Annotated in this window: 13 protein-coding genes; 3 read left to right on the forward strand and 10 right to left on the reverse strand. The window is 53.0% G+C overall.

Translation table 11 applies throughout. The annotated features are described in order from the left end of the window. Positions 1-160 precede the first annotated feature (160 nt). A complete protein-coding gene (locus tag QMG16_RS16260) occupies positions 161-802 on the forward strand; it encodes a CDP-alcohol phosphatidyltransferase family protein (RefSeq protein WP_281795944.1) in 642 nt (213 codons plus the stop codon). 215 nt (positions 803-1,017) lie between these two features. On the opposite strand, the gene QMG16_RS16265 is transcribed toward QMG16_RS16260, so the two are convergent. Both QMG16_RS16265 and QMG16_RS16270 read right to left on the reverse strand, forming a co-directional pair. After that, entirely contained in the window at positions 1,018-1,485 is a 468-nt protein-coding gene (locus tag QMG16_RS16265) for an AbrB/MazE/SpoVT family DNA-binding domain-containing protein (protein WP_281795946.1), read from the reverse strand. 568 nt (positions 1,486-2,053) lie between these two features. Beyond that, on the reverse strand, positions 2,054-3,124 hold the full coding sequence (locus QMG16_RS16270) for a uroporphyrinogen decarboxylase/cobalamine-independent methonine synthase family protein (protein ID WP_281795947.1): 1,071 nt from the start codon (positions 3,122-3,124) through the stop codon (positions 2,054-2,056). A 278-nt stretch (positions 3,125-3,402) separates the two neighbouring features. Here QMG16_RS16270 and QMG16_RS16275 point away from each other — a divergent pair, with 278 nt between their 5' ends. Then, complete coding sequence (locus QMG16_RS16275) at positions 3,403-4,692, forward strand: IMP cyclohydrolase (protein ID WP_281795949.1); 1,290 nt, start codon at positions 3,403-3,405, stop codon at positions 4,690-4,692. Between the two features lie 257 nt (positions 4,693-4,949). On the opposite strand, the gene QMG16_RS16280 is transcribed toward QMG16_RS16275, so the two are convergent. The 7 genes from QMG16_RS16280 to QMG16_RS16310 all read right to left on the reverse strand — a co-directional run bounded on the left by QMG16_RS16280 (position 4,950) and on the right by QMG16_RS16310 (position 11,898). Then, positions 4,950-5,522: a UbiX family flavin prenyltransferase gene (locus QMG16_RS16280; protein ID WP_281795951.1), complete on the reverse strand. Its 573-nt coding sequence runs from the start codon at positions 5,520-5,522 to the stop codon at positions 4,950-4,952. A gap of 43 nt (positions 5,523-5,565) precedes the next feature. Then, positions 5,566-6,363, reverse strand: coding sequence for a 2-amino-3,7-dideoxy-D-threo-hept-6-ulosonate synthase (locus tag QMG16_RS16285; protein ID WP_281795952.1), 798 nt, complete (start codon positions 6,361-6,363; stop codon positions 5,566-5,568). Positions 6,364-6,699: 336 nt separating this feature from the next. Then, positions 6,700-7,629, reverse strand: a complete 930-nt coding sequence (locus QMG16_RS16290) for a menaquinone biosynthetic enzyme MqnA/MqnD family protein (RefSeq protein ID WP_281795955.1) — start codon at positions 7,627-7,629, stop codon at positions 6,700-6,702. Continuing rightward, the gene (locus QMG16_RS16295) at positions 7,602-8,876 is read right to left on the reverse strand and encodes an amidohydrolase family protein (RefSeq protein ID WP_281795956.1); all 1,275 of its coding nucleotides are present in this window, start codon (positions 8,874-8,876) and stop codon (positions 7,602-7,604) included. Before QMG16_RS16295 ends, QMG16_RS16290 begins: the two co-directional genes overlap by 28 nt. Next, positions 8,854-9,921 (reverse strand): cyclic dehypoxanthinyl futalosine synthase, encoded by a 1,068-nt coding sequence (mqnC, locus tag QMG16_RS16300; RefSeq protein ID WP_281795957.1) that lies wholly within the window; start codon positions 9,919-9,921, stop codon positions 8,854-8,856. Before mqnC ends, QMG16_RS16295 begins: the two co-directional genes overlap by 23 nt. Before the next feature lie 39 nt (positions 9,922-9,960). After that, positions 9,961-11,052, reverse strand: a complete 1,092-nt coding sequence (gene mqnE, locus QMG16_RS16305) for an aminofutalosine synthase MqnE (RefSeq protein ID WP_281795958.1) — start codon at positions 11,050-11,052, stop codon at positions 9,961-9,963. A 171-nt stretch (positions 11,053-11,223) separates the two neighbouring features. Further along, positions 11,224-11,898 carry a TetR/AcrR family transcriptional regulator gene (locus QMG16_RS16310; protein ID WP_281795959.1) on the reverse strand — a complete coding sequence of 225 codons (675 nt, stop codon included), beginning with the start codon at positions 11,896-11,898 and terminating at the stop codon, positions 11,224-11,226. Positions 11,899-12,232: 334 nt separating this feature from the next. Between QMG16_RS16310 and QMG16_RS16315 the strand changes: the two genes are divergently transcribed. Then, positions 12,233-13,015: an ATP-grasp domain-containing protein gene (locus tag QMG16_RS16315; RefSeq protein WP_281795961.1), complete on the forward strand. Its 783-nt coding sequence runs from the start codon at positions 12,233-12,235 to the stop codon at positions 13,013-13,015. A 4-nt stretch (positions 13,016-13,019) separates the two neighbouring features. Here QMG16_RS16315 and recN read toward each other — a convergent pair whose 3' ends face one another. Further along, positions 13,020-14,714 carry a DNA repair protein RecN gene (gene recN, locus QMG16_RS16320; protein ID WP_281795964.1) on the reverse strand — a complete coding sequence of 565 codons (1,695 nt, stop codon included), beginning with the start codon at positions 14,712-14,714 and terminating at the stop codon, positions 13,020-13,022. Between the last annotated feature and the right edge of the window lie 120 nt (positions 14,715-14,834).

The following is a 14,834-nucleotide window of genomic DNA, read 5'->3' on the forward strand; positions in this document are numbered from 1 at the left end:
GATGTTCTTTCAGTGTTCGTTTTTGAGTCGATGCCGGTTTTTATCTGCGGGAAATTCCCGACGGAAGGCTTTGTGGGCTTTAAGCGGCCTTTTATACTGTGTAATATTTCCTTGCCATATCCCATGGGTTCAGCGACGTTCTGCCGATCGAGAGGTTTTTATGCTAAAAGGGACACCCATTGAAACGGGCTACTATCACTTACTGGAACGGTATCTTGTCCCCGGTCTCATTCATTTAAAGCTCAAACCCAACCATATCTCCCTTACCGGTTTTGTGATGAGCATGCTGGCGGGCATCGCTTTTGTGTTCTCTCCCGTCTGGGGAGGCCTCTTGACGCTTCTCACCGGATTGCTGGATACTCTGGATGGCTCTCTTGCGAGATCCCTGGGACAGACCCGGAAATTCGGGGCTTTCCTGGATTCCGTGTTGGACCGTTATACCGAGCTGATCATCTATTTGGGAATCTGGTGCTATTTTTACCGGCAGGGAGAAACCACTCCGTTCTTTTCGATCACTATTCTGCTCATTCTCTTTGGTTCGCTCATGGTCAGTTATACGAGGGCGCGGGCCGAAGGCCTTGGCGTCCGATGCCTGGTCGGTTTTTTCCAAAGGGGAGAACGCATCATCCTCATCGGCCTTGCCGGTGTTTTCAATTCGCTGTTCAACTGGCTCACCGGTTTTCCCACCGCTCACTGGGCCAGGGACATCGTTCTGGTCGTAGCTCTCCTTTTGCTGGCCGTGGGTACCAACTTGACCGCCTTGTGGCGATTCCTGCATGTGCTCAACAGCCTGCGCAGCTGAGTCGTTCCGTCACTCGCCCGCTTTTCCCGGGCCGATTGTCGCTCACCCAGTCTTTTCGGATTTATTCGGTAATCTATGGAGAGAAGCTTTCTTATAGCGAACCGGTTTCGTGCGTGTATGCGAGAGAAACTATGAAAAGGGCAGGTAAACGGTTGCGTGTCGGATTTCTGCGTTCTTTCATGGTCGGTTCTCAGATTTTCTCCAATGAAGCATGACTATTGTACAGGATTTGCGGTCTTCTTGAGGACAACCCGGTCATCTTCTCTGAAAATTTCAAAAGAATCCCCCACCGCAAAACCCAGTTGTTCGATCAAAAGCGCCTTGTTCAAGGTGATACTGCCGCTCTGACCTATCGTCCTGAAATTGTCGGTCTTGATCACTGTAGGCGGTTTGGAAACAACCTTCTCACGGCGGCGCACCATGGGCCGATCGTGAACAGTCGCCACGGCAGGACGATCCGGAACTGCAGCTACGGGAGGCTTATATTTTACGGGGGCCGGCTTATTGAAGCCTACCCTCGGAATTTCTCCCAATTCCATGAGCCCCTGCAAATACAGGTCCTGCACTTCGCTTTTAAACTTGATTCCAAAAAGCTTCTGTACCGACTCCAAAGAGCGACCGTTTCGTATTTCATTAACGACCAGCTTGGCGTCGATGTTCTTGTACTCCACTTGCGTTGACATGATGCTTTCTCCTTTAAGATATTTTGTATCTTATTGAATTGATGTACGTTGTTGAATCGGATGTCTCGACTTGAACCGCCCGGGCTTCCGAAAACGGTTTGAGGATTCTCTCTTTTGCCTCATTGAATTGAATCGAGAATTTTTTGTACTTCCAAGGTGGTACGACCATCTTCGCTTTTCATCGTACTCCATGCAGTCCACACAGTACGACCTTCGCACCATAAACTCCGGCGGGAAAAGTAAGGCGGATAGACCCCAGCTATACCCCAGCGACTCTTCTTTCCGGTTGATGGGAAGGGAAAAAAGAAACTAAATCTCTGACCTCGAATTTGAAATCACCTTTTAGGGAGTGAATCTAAACTTTCAGGGAGATGTTTTTTAGTCTTTCGATAAGCTTTAAGACACACCACTAAGTAAATAATCATATCATTCTTGTCAAGAGATGAATGCACGCTAAAATCCTTCGGATGCACTTTTCCTCACGAAGTCATCTCTTCCGAGCCCGTTCCTTCCACCGGGGGAAACAGGAACTGCTACGGTGATGTGAAAAGAAATTATATCTCAGGTATTACAACTGGCTTTTCATGATTGTACTCAATTCCCGTGTGAGCTGCACCACTCTCTCGGCCATCGGTTCCGGAAGGCTTCCACAGCCACAGCTGGGTGTGAAAAGAGACTGAGAGAGAATTTTCTGAAGAGATACCTCCGGTGAGACGAGCTGCTCCAGCTCTTTGAGCCAACGATCTGCGAGGTTTTGAGCCGTCTCCCTTTCAATCGCGGCAATGTCTGAAGTCGGAACCATCCCCCAGGCAACGGTGCGTCCCTCCTTCATGAACTTCAAGAAGTTCTCCCGGTAGAGAGCGAACTTTTCAAAATAATTGTAGCTATCAAAATTGATGATATCCATATCGGCATCAAAGGCCAGGAGCCAGTCGGTGTTGGCGCATACGTGCACGCCGGCCAGGGCTCCTTCCTGGTGAATGACGTCCACGACCTCTTTGAGCAGTTGCTGAATGAGCTCACAGGAAACGCTGATGAAAGCGGAGGACCCGAATCCGGCCAGGGCGGGTTCATCCAAAAAAATGATCACCGGGCATCCAAACGCATTCAGACGCCGGATTTGCCATTTGGCTTTCATGGCCAGGTGTTTGGCGACCGCATCCTGCAGGCGATCATCATAAAGCGTGGGGCGGTCCTGCTGGTCCTTGAGAGAAGTGAGCAGTGTAAACGGCCCGACTACCTGGCCTTTTACCGCCCGCAGCCGTGATCTCTTTGCAGCAAGAGCTTCAAGAAACCGGAAGAACGTCTTTCCTGTTTCCGGTCCCAATTGGAACCGGGAATCGTCCAGACTTCGGGTTTCTCCTTCCACCTCCAGGTATTCTTCATAGAACGCATACAACTGCTCTTCGAATTCCGGAGCGTCCGTTTGTATACAGGTTCGTCCTTCCAGAGTGGAAAGGCCGGGAAGTCCTTCCAGATATTGAATCATCATCTGTTCGGCCTGGAATGCAGGGAGCTGCGGCCATACGGGAATTTCAGGAATTTCCCTGAGAATCAGATCTATGACTTTTGAACGGTCTGTGTGGGGCATGCTCCCCACCAGGGTTGCGGAAGCGGATGCCAGCCAGTCTTGCCTCACTCTGTCTCTCCTCGTTCAAGTTTTTTGAGTGCTCTACAGACATCAAGAGATGATGTTTCAAAAAGGATATCACCAATATCATAGCAGTCTTGGGAGGTCAATTGTTACGACAACGACGCAGGAATTCTCATTTTGAAAAATCTACACCCCCCTTTCCCCCTCGAGGGGGGAATTTTTAAGATAAAATTCCCCTTTTTTGATTTGATTTCCCTGGTGTTCATGACTTACAAGAAGCCTGGAGCATACCCCGGGCTTTTTGCATTTTAAGAGGAGAACATATGGCTGAAGATCTCAAAAAAATGTACCGCACCATTATGGAAGACCATTTTCCAGACTCTCTTTGCATCCGTTTTGGCGACCAGGAATTGAAGTATAGAAAGCGCTCCTGGAAGTTTCCCGATCCCAAAACCGGCGAACTCATAGAAAAAGGGCTTCGCTACGGGGAAAACCCCGGACAGGAAGCGGCTCTTTATGAGTTGATCGGGGGCAACCTCACTCTGGGAGATTGCCGGTTCATCGATCCCAACAGCGGCCTCGTGAGCGCTATTCGCGAGGAAGACATGCTGCAGGAAGGCAAGCACCCCGGGAAGACCAATCTCACGGACCTGGACAATGGCCTCAATATCCTAAAATACCTCATGGGAAAGCCCGCCGCGGTCATTTTGAAGCATAACAATCCCTGTGGGGCGGCATATGGGAAGACCCTGGCGGACGCCTATTACCGGGCCAATCGGGCCGACCGCATTGCCGCCTTCGGCGGATGCCTGGTGCTCAACCGCCCGTTGGACAAAGAAACCGCGGAACTCGTTTCCCAAAACTATCTCGAAGTCGTGGCGGCGCCCGACTACGAGGAAGGCGCCTTGGATCTTCTTAAAAAACGGGCCAATCTGCGGATCATTCAAGTCAGGAAGATCGACCGTTTGACGGATTTCCTTTCCCGTCGGTTTGTAGACTTCAAGTCTTTGATCGATGGCGGTTTGATCGTGCAGCAATCCCCACTGAACCGGGTCCTGGAGGCGAAAGATCTGAAACTCGCCGAAACCGTTTCCAGTGGAAAAACCTATAAAATCCGGAGGGAACCCACGCCGGGGGAAATGGAGGACCTTCTTTTCGGGTGGTTCATCGAACAAGGGGTGACATCCAATTCCGTGCTCTATGTGAAAGATGGATGCACTGTCGGAATCGGCACCGGAGAACAGGACCGTGTAGGAGTTGCAGAGATTGCGGTATACAAGGCATATCAAAAATACGCGGATGCTCTCTGTCACGAGCGCTATCAAATGTCGTACAAGGAACTGGAACTGGCTATCGAAAAAGGGAATCGCCCTAGGGAACAGCAGGAAGAAATCGATGCTGAAACCAGGGCGGTAAATGGAGGGTTAAAGGGTGCAGCCATGGTTTCCGATGCCTTCTTTCCCTTCAGAGATGGTGTCGACGTGGGGCTCCGTCAGGGCATATCCGCAGTGGTACAACCGGGAGGTTCCATGAGGGATTGGGAAGTCATCGAAGCCTGCAACGAAGCCAATGCGACGATGGTTTTTACGGGGCAGCGGGCCTTTAAACACTGAAAGATGCAGCTTGGTTCATGGTTCATAGTTCATAGCTCATAGCTCATGGTTTGTGGTTCATGGTTTGTGGCAATCCGAAGGAAAACGATGACATGACGCCTCAAGGGCTTTAGAGCTCTTTTGAAAATTCATGCTCGTAGGGTGTGGGCCAAAAGCAAATCGTGCCCAACAAGCCACAAGCCACAAGCCACAAGCCACAAGCCACAAGCCATGAGCCATGAGCCATGAGCCATGAGCCACAAACTATGAGCCACAAACTATGAACCACCGGGATCCCATGGGGTGACCAGATTTTGAGGTATCTGAAACTGTTCCATAATGCGCGCAACGACAAAGTGAACCAGTTCATCGATGGTTTTGGGGCGATGATAGAAGCCTGGCATGGGGGGAAGTATGATCCCTCCCGCTTCGGAGACGCGAAGCATATTGGTCAGGTGGATGCGGTTCAGAGGAGTTTCCCGCGGCACGATCACCAGTTTCCGGCTCTCTTTCAGGCACACATCCGCCGCGCGGTGGATCAGGTTCTGTGAAATGCCGCCGGCAATGGCCGCCAGGGTTCCCATGGAGCATGGAACGATGATCATGCCCGCCGATGGAAAAGATCCACTGGCAAAGGGGGCCGTGAAATCCTTTTCATCATAGAGACGAACGCCTGTGGGAAGATCTTCTTCCAGCGGCCTTTCCATCTCCAGTCCATAAACAAGCTTTCCGGCGCTTGAAGCCACGAGATGGATTTGAATTTCATCCATGGGGAGCGCACGAAGAAGGGCATGAGCGTATGGCGAACCGCTCGCTCCCGTGATGGCCACGATCAGGTTTTTTTTCTTCAACCACTCTTTCCTTTGGGTTCCGGTACTGCTCGAATTACCTGCCTTATTTCTGAGAAAATTGATCCAACGCCTGTGCGGCGGTGAAACCGTGGTGCACCATGTTCCGAATGGCGATGAGAAGCGCTTCGGGGCGATCGTGTTGAAAGACATTCCTGCCGATGGCGACTCCGCGTACCCCCGATCCCAGGGCTTTTTGCAGGTGTTCCAGAAAGAGCCGCGTATCGGCGTACTTGCTGCCCCCTGCCACCACTACGGGGACGGGGAGGCTTTCGGTGATTTGAGCCAGCACATCGTAGTCGCGGGGGGCTGGGATTTTGATGATGTCCGCACCGAGTTCGGCCGCCACCCTGGCTGCATGGGCAATGGTGTCGTCCGGAACCGGTGAAGGGGTTTGTTCCCCGCGAACATAAATCATCACGAGGAGAGGAATCTGCCATTTGGCGCAGTCCGTTCCCACCTCTCCCAAATCCCGGAGCATATCGGGCTCGCGGCTGCCTCCCAGATTCACATGAACGGATACGCCGTCGGCTCCACGGCGAATGGCCTCCTGGACAGTTCCCACGAGAACCTTATGATGGGGCGCCTCCCCGAGTTGCGTGCTGGCGGAAAGGTGCATGAAAATTCCGGGCAGGGGCTGAGTGACAGTTTCCAGCAGGGGCAGCATTCCTTTATGCATGACAATGGCGTCCACTCCCCCGCGAATTCCCATTCGCATGACCTTGCCCATTTGACGAAGCCCTGAAGCCGGACCGCAGGTGACCCCATGATCCAAGGGAAAGATGACCAGCCGACCATTCAGTGGTGTCAGAAAACGTTTCAACCTCAATGTTTTTCCGCTCATCGCTTCTATCCCTTCTCAGTTGACCCATTCCGGCCCGAATAACACGACATTGTCAGATTTCATCTGAGCCACCGAGACACGGAGATTTCATTTGAAGGTTTTTCTCCGTGCCCTCTGTATCTCGCTGGTTTATATGACAATACTGCAATAAGTACTTGAGCAAATATTTTCCTGGCGTTTTGCACCGCTGCGACTTGCCCTTGTTATCTTGAAGTCCCCCTTTAGAGGGGGATTTAGGGGGATGTTTTCTGAGCTTTGCACCCCCCTGCCCCCTCAAGGGGGGGAATCAACCGGTTTGATTCAACTGCATTGCCGCTTACTCTCTCAAGAGGTGAATCAATTGGTTTGATTGAACAACATTGCCCCATTGAGAGGGAAATTGAATCGTTCAATGGGCTGAAAACTCCCGCCGCTATGTTCCGAAATGGAATAGATTTCCAGGCCCGGGACTTCGCCGATCTCTTCAATCCGGTGCAGGCAGCGGTAAAAAAGCTCCAGTCCCCTTTGTTCATCGCTATCCAAATTGTATCCCAGACAATCATAATAGGCGTGAAGCTCTTCTATATCGAGAATGTTCTCTCCGGTAGCCTGCAGGCATATTTCATTCAGGTGAGTGCGCCCCCATTTCTTGGCGGAAGAAAGCGAGCGGATGGCGGGGGCCAGACGCCCGTTCCATCTTTCGACTGCCTGTCTTTGAATGACCCAAAGGGCGAAAACAAAGGGGAGTCCCGTCCATTCGCGCCAGACTTGTCCTAGATCCCATTGGTACGGATATTCGGGGTGGTGCCTCAGCCGCAGGGCCTCATCTCCTATGGCGAGGAAAGCCACGGGCTGTTTGCCTCTCTCCAAAGCCTCGGTACATGAAGCGGGTTCGAAAACGGCTTTCTTCCCGAGAAAGAGGGAAAGCAGGATCTTGAGCAGGGCCACGGAGGTATGGGACTGGCTGCTCACCAGTATCGTTTCGCCGTCCAGTTGGTCGATGGGATTCCGGCTCAAAAGAAGAACGCTCTTGACAGCTCCGCGGCAGCTGATGGAAAGGTCCGGGAGGATAAAGTAACGTTCGGGATGGCGAGCATATTCGATGGAAGAAACGACGCTCAGGTCCAGGTCTCCTCTGGCCATAAGGCCGTTCAAAAAGGAAGGGGTGCCCGAAACAATCTCAAAGTTATGAGACACGATGCCCGATTCCAACGGATAATAGATCGGCAGCACATTGAGATAGCCGATTCTTCCCAACCTCAGCTGTTCCTGAGACAGTGGGCCCATTGCCATGCTCCTTTTTTTCCTTGATCGATGATCGTCTCGAAGAGTTGCGGGAGTCTCGTGGATTCAGGGAGAAATACGGCAAGAAACGCCAGTCTCTTGCCGGGTTCGAGGCTTCCGAATGTGTTGTCGTGCCGAAGTGCCTTGGCTCCGCCCAAAGTCATCATGGTCAGAAGATCCGTGGGGGGAACCTCCGGGTAGTGATCCAGAACAAATGCCGCTTCGGCGAAAAGATTCAAATCCTTGTTGCTGGCGAGACTGTCCGTGCCGAGAGCGCTCACCAGCCCGTATTTCAAAGCGGAACCGATATCGGCGCGCCCAGTGTTCAAATGGCGGTTGCTTCGCGGGCAGAAGCAGACGGGGCAATGATTTTCCGCCAGAATCTTCCAGTCGGACGGTGTCATATGCACTGCGTGAACCAGCAGTGTTCCGGCATCGAGGACTCCCAGCCGCTTCAGATATTGAACGGGACTTGTTTGCGGAGGTTCCCATTCCGGGACCCAGCGGCCCAGGTTTTCCAGCAACTGCCGGCAAAAGCCGTTGCCCGTCTGCAGGAATTCCATTTCCTCCTGATGCTCGGCCACGTGCATGCTGAAAGGCCGCTGCCGCACGCGCGCCCACTCTTTGGCCTTCTGAATGACCCCGGCTGAAGTCGAATAGCAGGCATGAGCCGCAATGCTCAGGGAAGCATCCGTTTCGGCTTCATCAAGGAACTTCCGAAGCAGGTCCGGATCGGGCGTTTCCATTTCTTTGCGGTCGAAACCGAGCAATTCCAGGAAAGTCACGCCTTCAGGAGTTTGGCTGTCTTCTTCATGCTTCAGCTCCGGAGTGTTCGCGATATCCCCGTAGAGGCCGGTTCCGCTTTCAAAGAGTTGCCTTCTTCCCTTTCCGATGCTCGCCGCGGCAGGTTCCGGTGAAAGGGTCGATTTCCTGGAAAAGAGCTCCTGCACCCAGGTCCCGAAACTGCTTTGAGGCAATGGGATTGCGCCTTGCATGGCCGAAAGCTCCAGGTGTGTGTGAGCATTCACCAGAGCGGGGATGATGGCTGCATTTCCATGGTCCACCTGCGTCGCCCCCCTAGGGGATCGTTCGCCGAGGGTCTTGAAATTTCCCACCGCAACGATCTTTTCCCCGTCGGTCAGAACGGCACCATTGGAAATAGGGGGCGAGGAAACGGGTAGAACCCATGCAGCCCGGTGAAATTCAAACCTCTTTGCGGATGGCTTCCTAACTACGTTCGACCCGTTCATAGGCCATCGTCCTCTGTTGGGGTTCGAATCCTGCAGCCCTGATGATCCTCTGGATCTCCTCTATGGAAAGGCGGAAGTAGACCCCCGTTGCCGCCACTACGTTTTCCTCGATCATGGTGGAACCGAAATCGTTGGCTCCGAAATGGAGCGCCAGTTGAGCCACTTTCGGGCCCATGGTGACCCAGGATGCCTGAACATTGTCGAAATTATCGAGCACCAGGCGCGAAACCGCCAGGAGCCTGAGATATGCGACGGGAGTTTCCGGATGAGAACGCTGGATGGCCGTGTTCTTGGGCTGAAAAGCCCAGGGGATGAATGCCGTGAACCCCCCCGTGCGATCTTGCAAGTCACGCAGGGCAAAAAGGTGCTCCAGCCTCTGCCTCGGTTCTTCCTCGTGGCCGAACATCATGGTAGCCGTCGTGCGGAGCCCCTGTTTATGAGCCTCTTCCATCACGCCGAGCCATTCCGCCGTGCTGCACTTGTTGGGGCTCACCCGCTTTCTGACCTCGTCCACAAGGATTTCGGCCCCTCCGCCGGGAATGGAATCCAGACCGGCGGCTTTCAAACGGGCAATGACGCTGGAGACATCCATTCCTTCCCGTTTGCTAAAATAGGCGATTTCCGGAGGCGAAAATGCATGGATGTGAATGGGATAACGGCCCTTGATGAACTGGAGCATTTCTTCATAGAAAGAGAGGGGCAGGTCCGGATGATGCCCTCCCTGCATGAGGATTTGCGTTCCTCCAAGGCTCAGGGTTTCCTCAATTTTTTGGGCCAGCTCCTCCCGGGAAAGGACATATCCTTCGGGATGTCCCGGGGGGCGGAAAAAAGCGCAAAACCGGCATCCACAGGAACATATGTTGGAATAGTTGATGTTTCGGTCCACTACATAGGTGACTTCGAGTTCGGGATGTTTTTCGAGGCGTTTCGTGTGAGCCAGATGTCCCAGTTGATGGAAGTCTGCCTCTTGATAGAGATCCCAGGCGTCATCCATATCGATGCGTTCGTGGGAAGCGATCTTGGAAATAACGTTTTTCAATGCCATAGCGATTTTATCCCTGGTTTCGAGTTTCTGGCTTCCGGATTAGACCCTTTCGAAAAAGCAGTTGCGTTCGACGGGTTCGAAGCCCCCTTCGCGGATGATCTGTTCCAGCTCCCCACGGGTGAGCGCCTGGTCCGAATCGGCTCCGGCCATATGCCCTATTTTTTCCTCGATGATCGTCCCGTCGAAATCGTCTGCGCCGAAATAGAGGGCCACCTGGGCGAGCTTGACGGTGAGCATGACCCAGTAGGCTTTCATGTGAGGCACGTTGTCCAGCATGAGCCGGCTCACGGCCATGGTCTTCAGGTCCTCCACACCGGTACATCCTGAAACTCCCTGCACCTGGTTGTTGGCGGTCTGGAAGGAAAGGGGAATGAAACAGACAAACCCCTGGGTTTCGTCTTGAAGCTCTCGCAAAGCCACGAGATGTTCCAATCGCTCGCGAACCGTTTCGATGTGGCCGTAGAGCATGGTAGCGTTCGACTTGATGCCGAGCCGGTGTGCTTCGCGTGAAACGTTCAGCCAGCCTTCTCCGCTCAATTTTTCAGGGCAGAGAAGAGTCCGGACGCGAGGACTGAAGACCTCCGCTCCCCCTCCGGGCAGCATATCGAGCCCAGCGGACTTCAGCCGCAGAAGGACCTCCCGGGTGGAAATGCCCTCGTTTTTTGCAAAATGAGCGATCTCCACAGCTGTAAAAGCCTTGATGAAAGCCTTCGGTCGGAATTTTTTGACTTCGCGAAGGATGGTTTCAAAATAGGAAAGGGGGAGGTCGGGATGACATCCCCCCACGATATGCACTTCGGTAATGGGGTCGTGCTCGCGTTCCTTGAGTTTATCGAGAACGTCGGTTTCGGTGAGCTGGAAAGCCCCCTTCTGACCCTTCTTTCGGTGAAAGGCGCAAAAGCGGCAGCCGTTGACGCAGATGTTGGAGTAGTTGATGTGCTGGTTGATGACATAATAGGCCGCATTCCCGTGGAGCCTGGTGCGCACGTGGTGTGCCAGCGACCCGACGGCTACGACATCGGGACAGGCAAAAAGCCGCTCGCCGTCCTCCATGTCCAGGCGTTGCCCTTCCAGAACCTTTTCGCAGATGCTTCCCATGCCGAGCTTTTCATACCACTTGATATCCAACATCTCGATTTCGTTCTCCTCGATTTAGGGACTTCGGAGTTAGGAAGTTGGCGGATTCCAATATCCCGTTATTTACCACGGAGACACGGAGGGCACGGAGAAGATTTTGGAATTCTTATGGAATTCCTCTGTGATCTCTGTGCCTCCGTGGTAAATGGGGATTTCAAGAGCGACTCACTCCCTTAATAATTGGCCAAATTCGCCTTCCGGCTTTCCCATGCCGGCTCGAAGCAGGCGGATGAATTCATTCACTTTCTGCTGAATCTGTTCTTCGGGCGCCTGGTACAATCCCGCTCCTGCATCCAGGAACGAGACGCAGTAGGCCTGGAGGAAACGGTCCATGAGGGCGTCGAGAAAGAAGACCGTCATGTCCACATTGAGGTCCGGCCTCAGTTCCCCCCTGGCAAGCCCTGTTTCCACCAACGGCTTCAGGTATTCCCCGGAAAAAAGGTGCACCTGCTGAAGAAATTCCGTTCGCAGCGGGAAGTCCTCCTGAAAAATCATCTTGAGATAGATGCGATAGACCCTCGGGTGTTTCTCGATGAACCGAATTCCCGCTAAAAGGCTTTGCTCGATGCGTTGGAAAAAATCGGTATCCGCCGTTTCCTGTTTGACCTGCCGCAGTGAATGCCTCACAAGTTCCACCGCATGGTTGAATATGAAATGGAAAAGCCCTTCTTTGTTTCCGAAATACTGAAAGATGGAACCCTTGGCGATGCCGATCTTCTGTACCATCCGGTTCACGCTGGCCTGCTTGAACCCATGGTCTGCGAATTCATCGATGGCGGCGTCCATGATTCTCAGCTGTTTGTCGTCTTCAAGTTTTTTGAACGTATCGCGAGGCGCCATATCCCACTCATTGCTGTTTTTTGAAAATGACCACGTGGTCATTATAGGAAAGTGAAACGGAAAGTCAATAAATGAGAAGGGTTCATTTCTCGGAATTGGAAAGACGTCGAAGGCGGGCCGCAGGGGATAATACCTATCGGGAAACCTCCTGTGGACTTTGGAACACCCCCCTTAGTCCCCCCCCTCGCGGGGAGGAATTGAAGGGGGGGGCGCTGCGAAGGAAGATTTTCGGATAGGCATTAAGTGCAGTTCGAAGGGTTTGATGCTATCTTTGCAAAAGAAGAGTGTGGAAAACCGATAAAAGAGGGTTAGCCCCTCATGAGGTTTGCAAAACATGGAAGAAAAAAAACTTCGCATTTCTTTGGGAAAAAGACTGCGTTCGTGTCCTTCTTTCCGTTCTTTTGGGGTCATGTCCAACTGGGAGGATTATGATTTCCATGTGAAGGAACTGATTCAATCCGCAGACGAAATCTTTTATCCCAGCCCGTTGTACGACCCTCTTTTCCGCTCCCTGGGGAAAAGGGTTTTTCCTCGAAGTTATTATTATTTCATGGGAAACAAGATTCGGCAGACCGATCTCTTTCGTCTTTTGGAGATTTCCCATCCCCGCACCCGTGTCTACTATGGTCGTCACCGCCAAAAGCGGGTCCTCGAGGATTTCTCCTTTCCCTTCGTGGCCAAAACGCCTGTGGGTTCCTCTCAGGGGAAGGGAGTCTTCTTCATCCAAAACGAAGAGGCGCTGATGAGTTATCTCAATGCCCACAATCCCGCCTATATCCAGGAATATTTGCCCATCGATCGGGATCTGCGGGTTGTTTTGATCCAGGGACACGTGGTTCACGCCTACTGGAGGATTCATTCTCCGGGAAATTTTCGAAACAATGTCGCGCAGGGAGCTCGGATTTCATTCGATGACATCCCGGAAGAGGGGTTGGCGTTTGCGCGGAACGTGGCTTGCCGGTGCCGTTTTGACGACGTGGGATTGGATGTGTGTTATGCGCATGGCAGATATTATGTGATCGAGGCGAACATGGTATTCGGCTTCGAGGGATTTCGCCGGGCGGGCATGGACTTTTATGACATTCTGAAGCAAATGGATATCGAGGGGCTTTTGTGAAAGGTCACCGGCTTTCCCGGGCTCGCTGACGCAGTTCCTCGGCATGTGCGCGGGTCTTTTCCGATATGGCGATCCCCCCCAGCATGCGAGCCAGTTCTTCGATGCGGTCTTCAGGAGAAAGGAGCCTGATGTCGGTCACGGTTTCGTCATCCACTGTCTGCTTCATCACCTTATAATGATGTTCGCCGTAGCAGGCGATTTGCGGAAGATGGGTGATACAGATCACCTGGTGCCGGGCGGCCAGACGTTCAAGTTGCAGCCCCACCAGTTCGGCCGTTCGGCCCCCGATTCCCGTATCCACCTCGTCGAATATGAGTGTTTCCGCCTCTCCCCGGCGGCTCAAAAGGCTTTTGAGCGCCAGCAGGATGCGCGAAAGTTCCCCGCCTGAGGCCACTCGAACCAGGGGTTTCAAGTCTTCGCCCGGATTGGCGGAGAGGAGGAATTCCACGCGATCGATGCCCGTTGGAGTGAAGGGGGGCTTGGAATCCTTTTGAGAGGAGTCCTCTTCGTAAAAACCCACGGCGAAGCGTGCCTTTGGCATGTCCAGGGCCGCAAGAGTCTTTTCCACTTCCTCCGAAAGCCGTAGTGCCGCTTCGCGGCGCCGGCGCGAAAGTTCTTTCGCTTCCTGGAGGTATTCCCGGCTCAGTTTTTCCAGTTCCTTTTCCAGCTGCTCTTCCTGGAATTCCACGTCTTCTTCCAGGGAAAGAGATTTTTTCAGTTCCTCCAGGCGCTGCAGCATGGCTTCCACGGTTCCCCCGTACTTCTTGCCCAGTTTCTGCAAAACCGCCAACCGTTCTTCCACGGCGGACATACGCTGAGGATCGAAGGAAATTTTATGAGCGTACTGCTGCAGGGAATGGGAAAGCTCTTCGAGATGGATGCGGACCTGTTCCAGGTGATTCGTCAGAGGAGCCTGGCTCGGGTCGATGGATTGGAGCGTTTCAACGTTTTTCTCGACGGCGGCCAGCTGTTCCAGCATGGCTCCACGGCCTGCATAGATTATTTGATGCGCACCCTGCGCGGCATCCCGGATCGTAGCGGCATGCTTCAGGAGATTCCTTTCCTGCTCCAGCTCCTTGTCTTCATTGGGTTCGAGCTTTGCGGATTCCAGTTCCTGGAGCTGAAAACGCATCCAGTCCATCTGGGAGGCCTGATCCTGCTTGAATTTTCGAAGCTTATGAAGTTCTTCCCAGGTCTTGGACCACCCGGCGTAAATCTTTCCCACGGCCTCGGAGGCGGATTCCAGGTTCCCGAAGGCATCCAGAAGCCCCAGGTGGATTTCCGAGTCCAACAGCAGTTGATGTTCGTGCTGACCTGAAACGGAGATGAGCCCCTTGGCCAGTTGCTGGAGTTGTTGAAGAGTGAGCAATTGATGGTTCACATGCACCCGGTTGCGACCGCTGCGGCTGATGGTTCGCCGAATCAATATTTCATCGGTCGCTTCCAGCCCCCACTCATGAAGTCGTTCACGCAGCCCGGCCCGGTCGGACAAAAGAAAAACGGCTTCGACGGTCGCTTCGTTTGTCCCGGTGCGAATCATTTCCTGCGAAGCGCGGCTTCCCAATATGAGGTTGACCGCTCCCACCAGAATGGATTTTCCGGCCCCTGTTTCACCCGAAAGGATATTCAGTCCCGGCTGAAAGGAAACGTCCAGGTGTCGAATGATTGCAAAATTGTGTACGACCAGCTCGCTCAGCACTCCGTCTCTCCTCGCGGACCTTCATGTCGGCAAAAGCCCGGTGTGATAAAAATCGGGCTAAATTGATCCGCAGATTACGCAGATTTGCACAGATGAAATAAATCCCACCAGCAAAGATAA

The sequence above is a fragment of the Desulforhabdus amnigena genome (genome assembly GCF_027925305.1).
Lineage (GTDB): Bacteria > Desulfobacterota > Syntrophobacteria > Syntrophobacterales > Syntrophobacteraceae > Desulforhabdus > Desulforhabdus amnigena.

Coding starts and splice junctions, on each gene's coding strand:
- QMG16_RS16260 (WP_281795944.1), top strand. CDS start 161: ATGCTAAAAGGGACACCCATTGAAACGGGCTACTATCACTTACTGGAA.
- QMG16_RS16265 (WP_281795946.1), bottom strand. CDS start 1,485: ATGTCAACGCAAGTGGAGTACAAGAACATCGACGCCAAGCTGGTCGTT.
- QMG16_RS16275 (WP_281795949.1), top strand. CDS start 3,403: ATGGCTGAAGATCTCAAAAAAATGTACCGCACCATTATGGAAGACCAT.
- QMG16_RS16285 (WP_281795952.1), bottom strand. CDS start 6,363: ATGAGCGGAAAAACATTGAGGTTGAAACGTTTTCTGACACCACTGAAT.
- QMG16_RS16290 (WP_281795955.1), bottom strand. CDS start 7,629: ATGGGCCCACTGTCTCAGGAACAGCTGAGGTTGGGAAGAATCGGCTAT.
- QMG16_RS16295 (WP_281795956.1), bottom strand. CDS start 8,876: ATGAACGGGTCGAACGTAGTTAGGAAGCCATCCGCAAAGAGGTTTGAA.
- mqnC (WP_281795957.1), bottom strand. CDS start 9,921: ATGGCATTGAAAAACGTTATTTCCAAGATCGCTTCCCACGAACGCATC.
- mqnE (WP_281795958.1), bottom strand. CDS start 11,052: ATGTTGGATATCAAGTGGTATGAAAAGCTCGGCATGGGAAGCATCTGC.
- QMG16_RS16310 (WP_281795959.1), bottom strand. CDS start 11,898: ATGGCGCCTCGCGATACGTTCAAAAAACTTGAAGACGACAAACAGCTG.
- QMG16_RS16315 (WP_281795961.1), top strand. CDS start 12,233: ATGGAAGAAAAAAAACTTCGCATTTCTTTGGGAAAAAGACTGCGTTCG.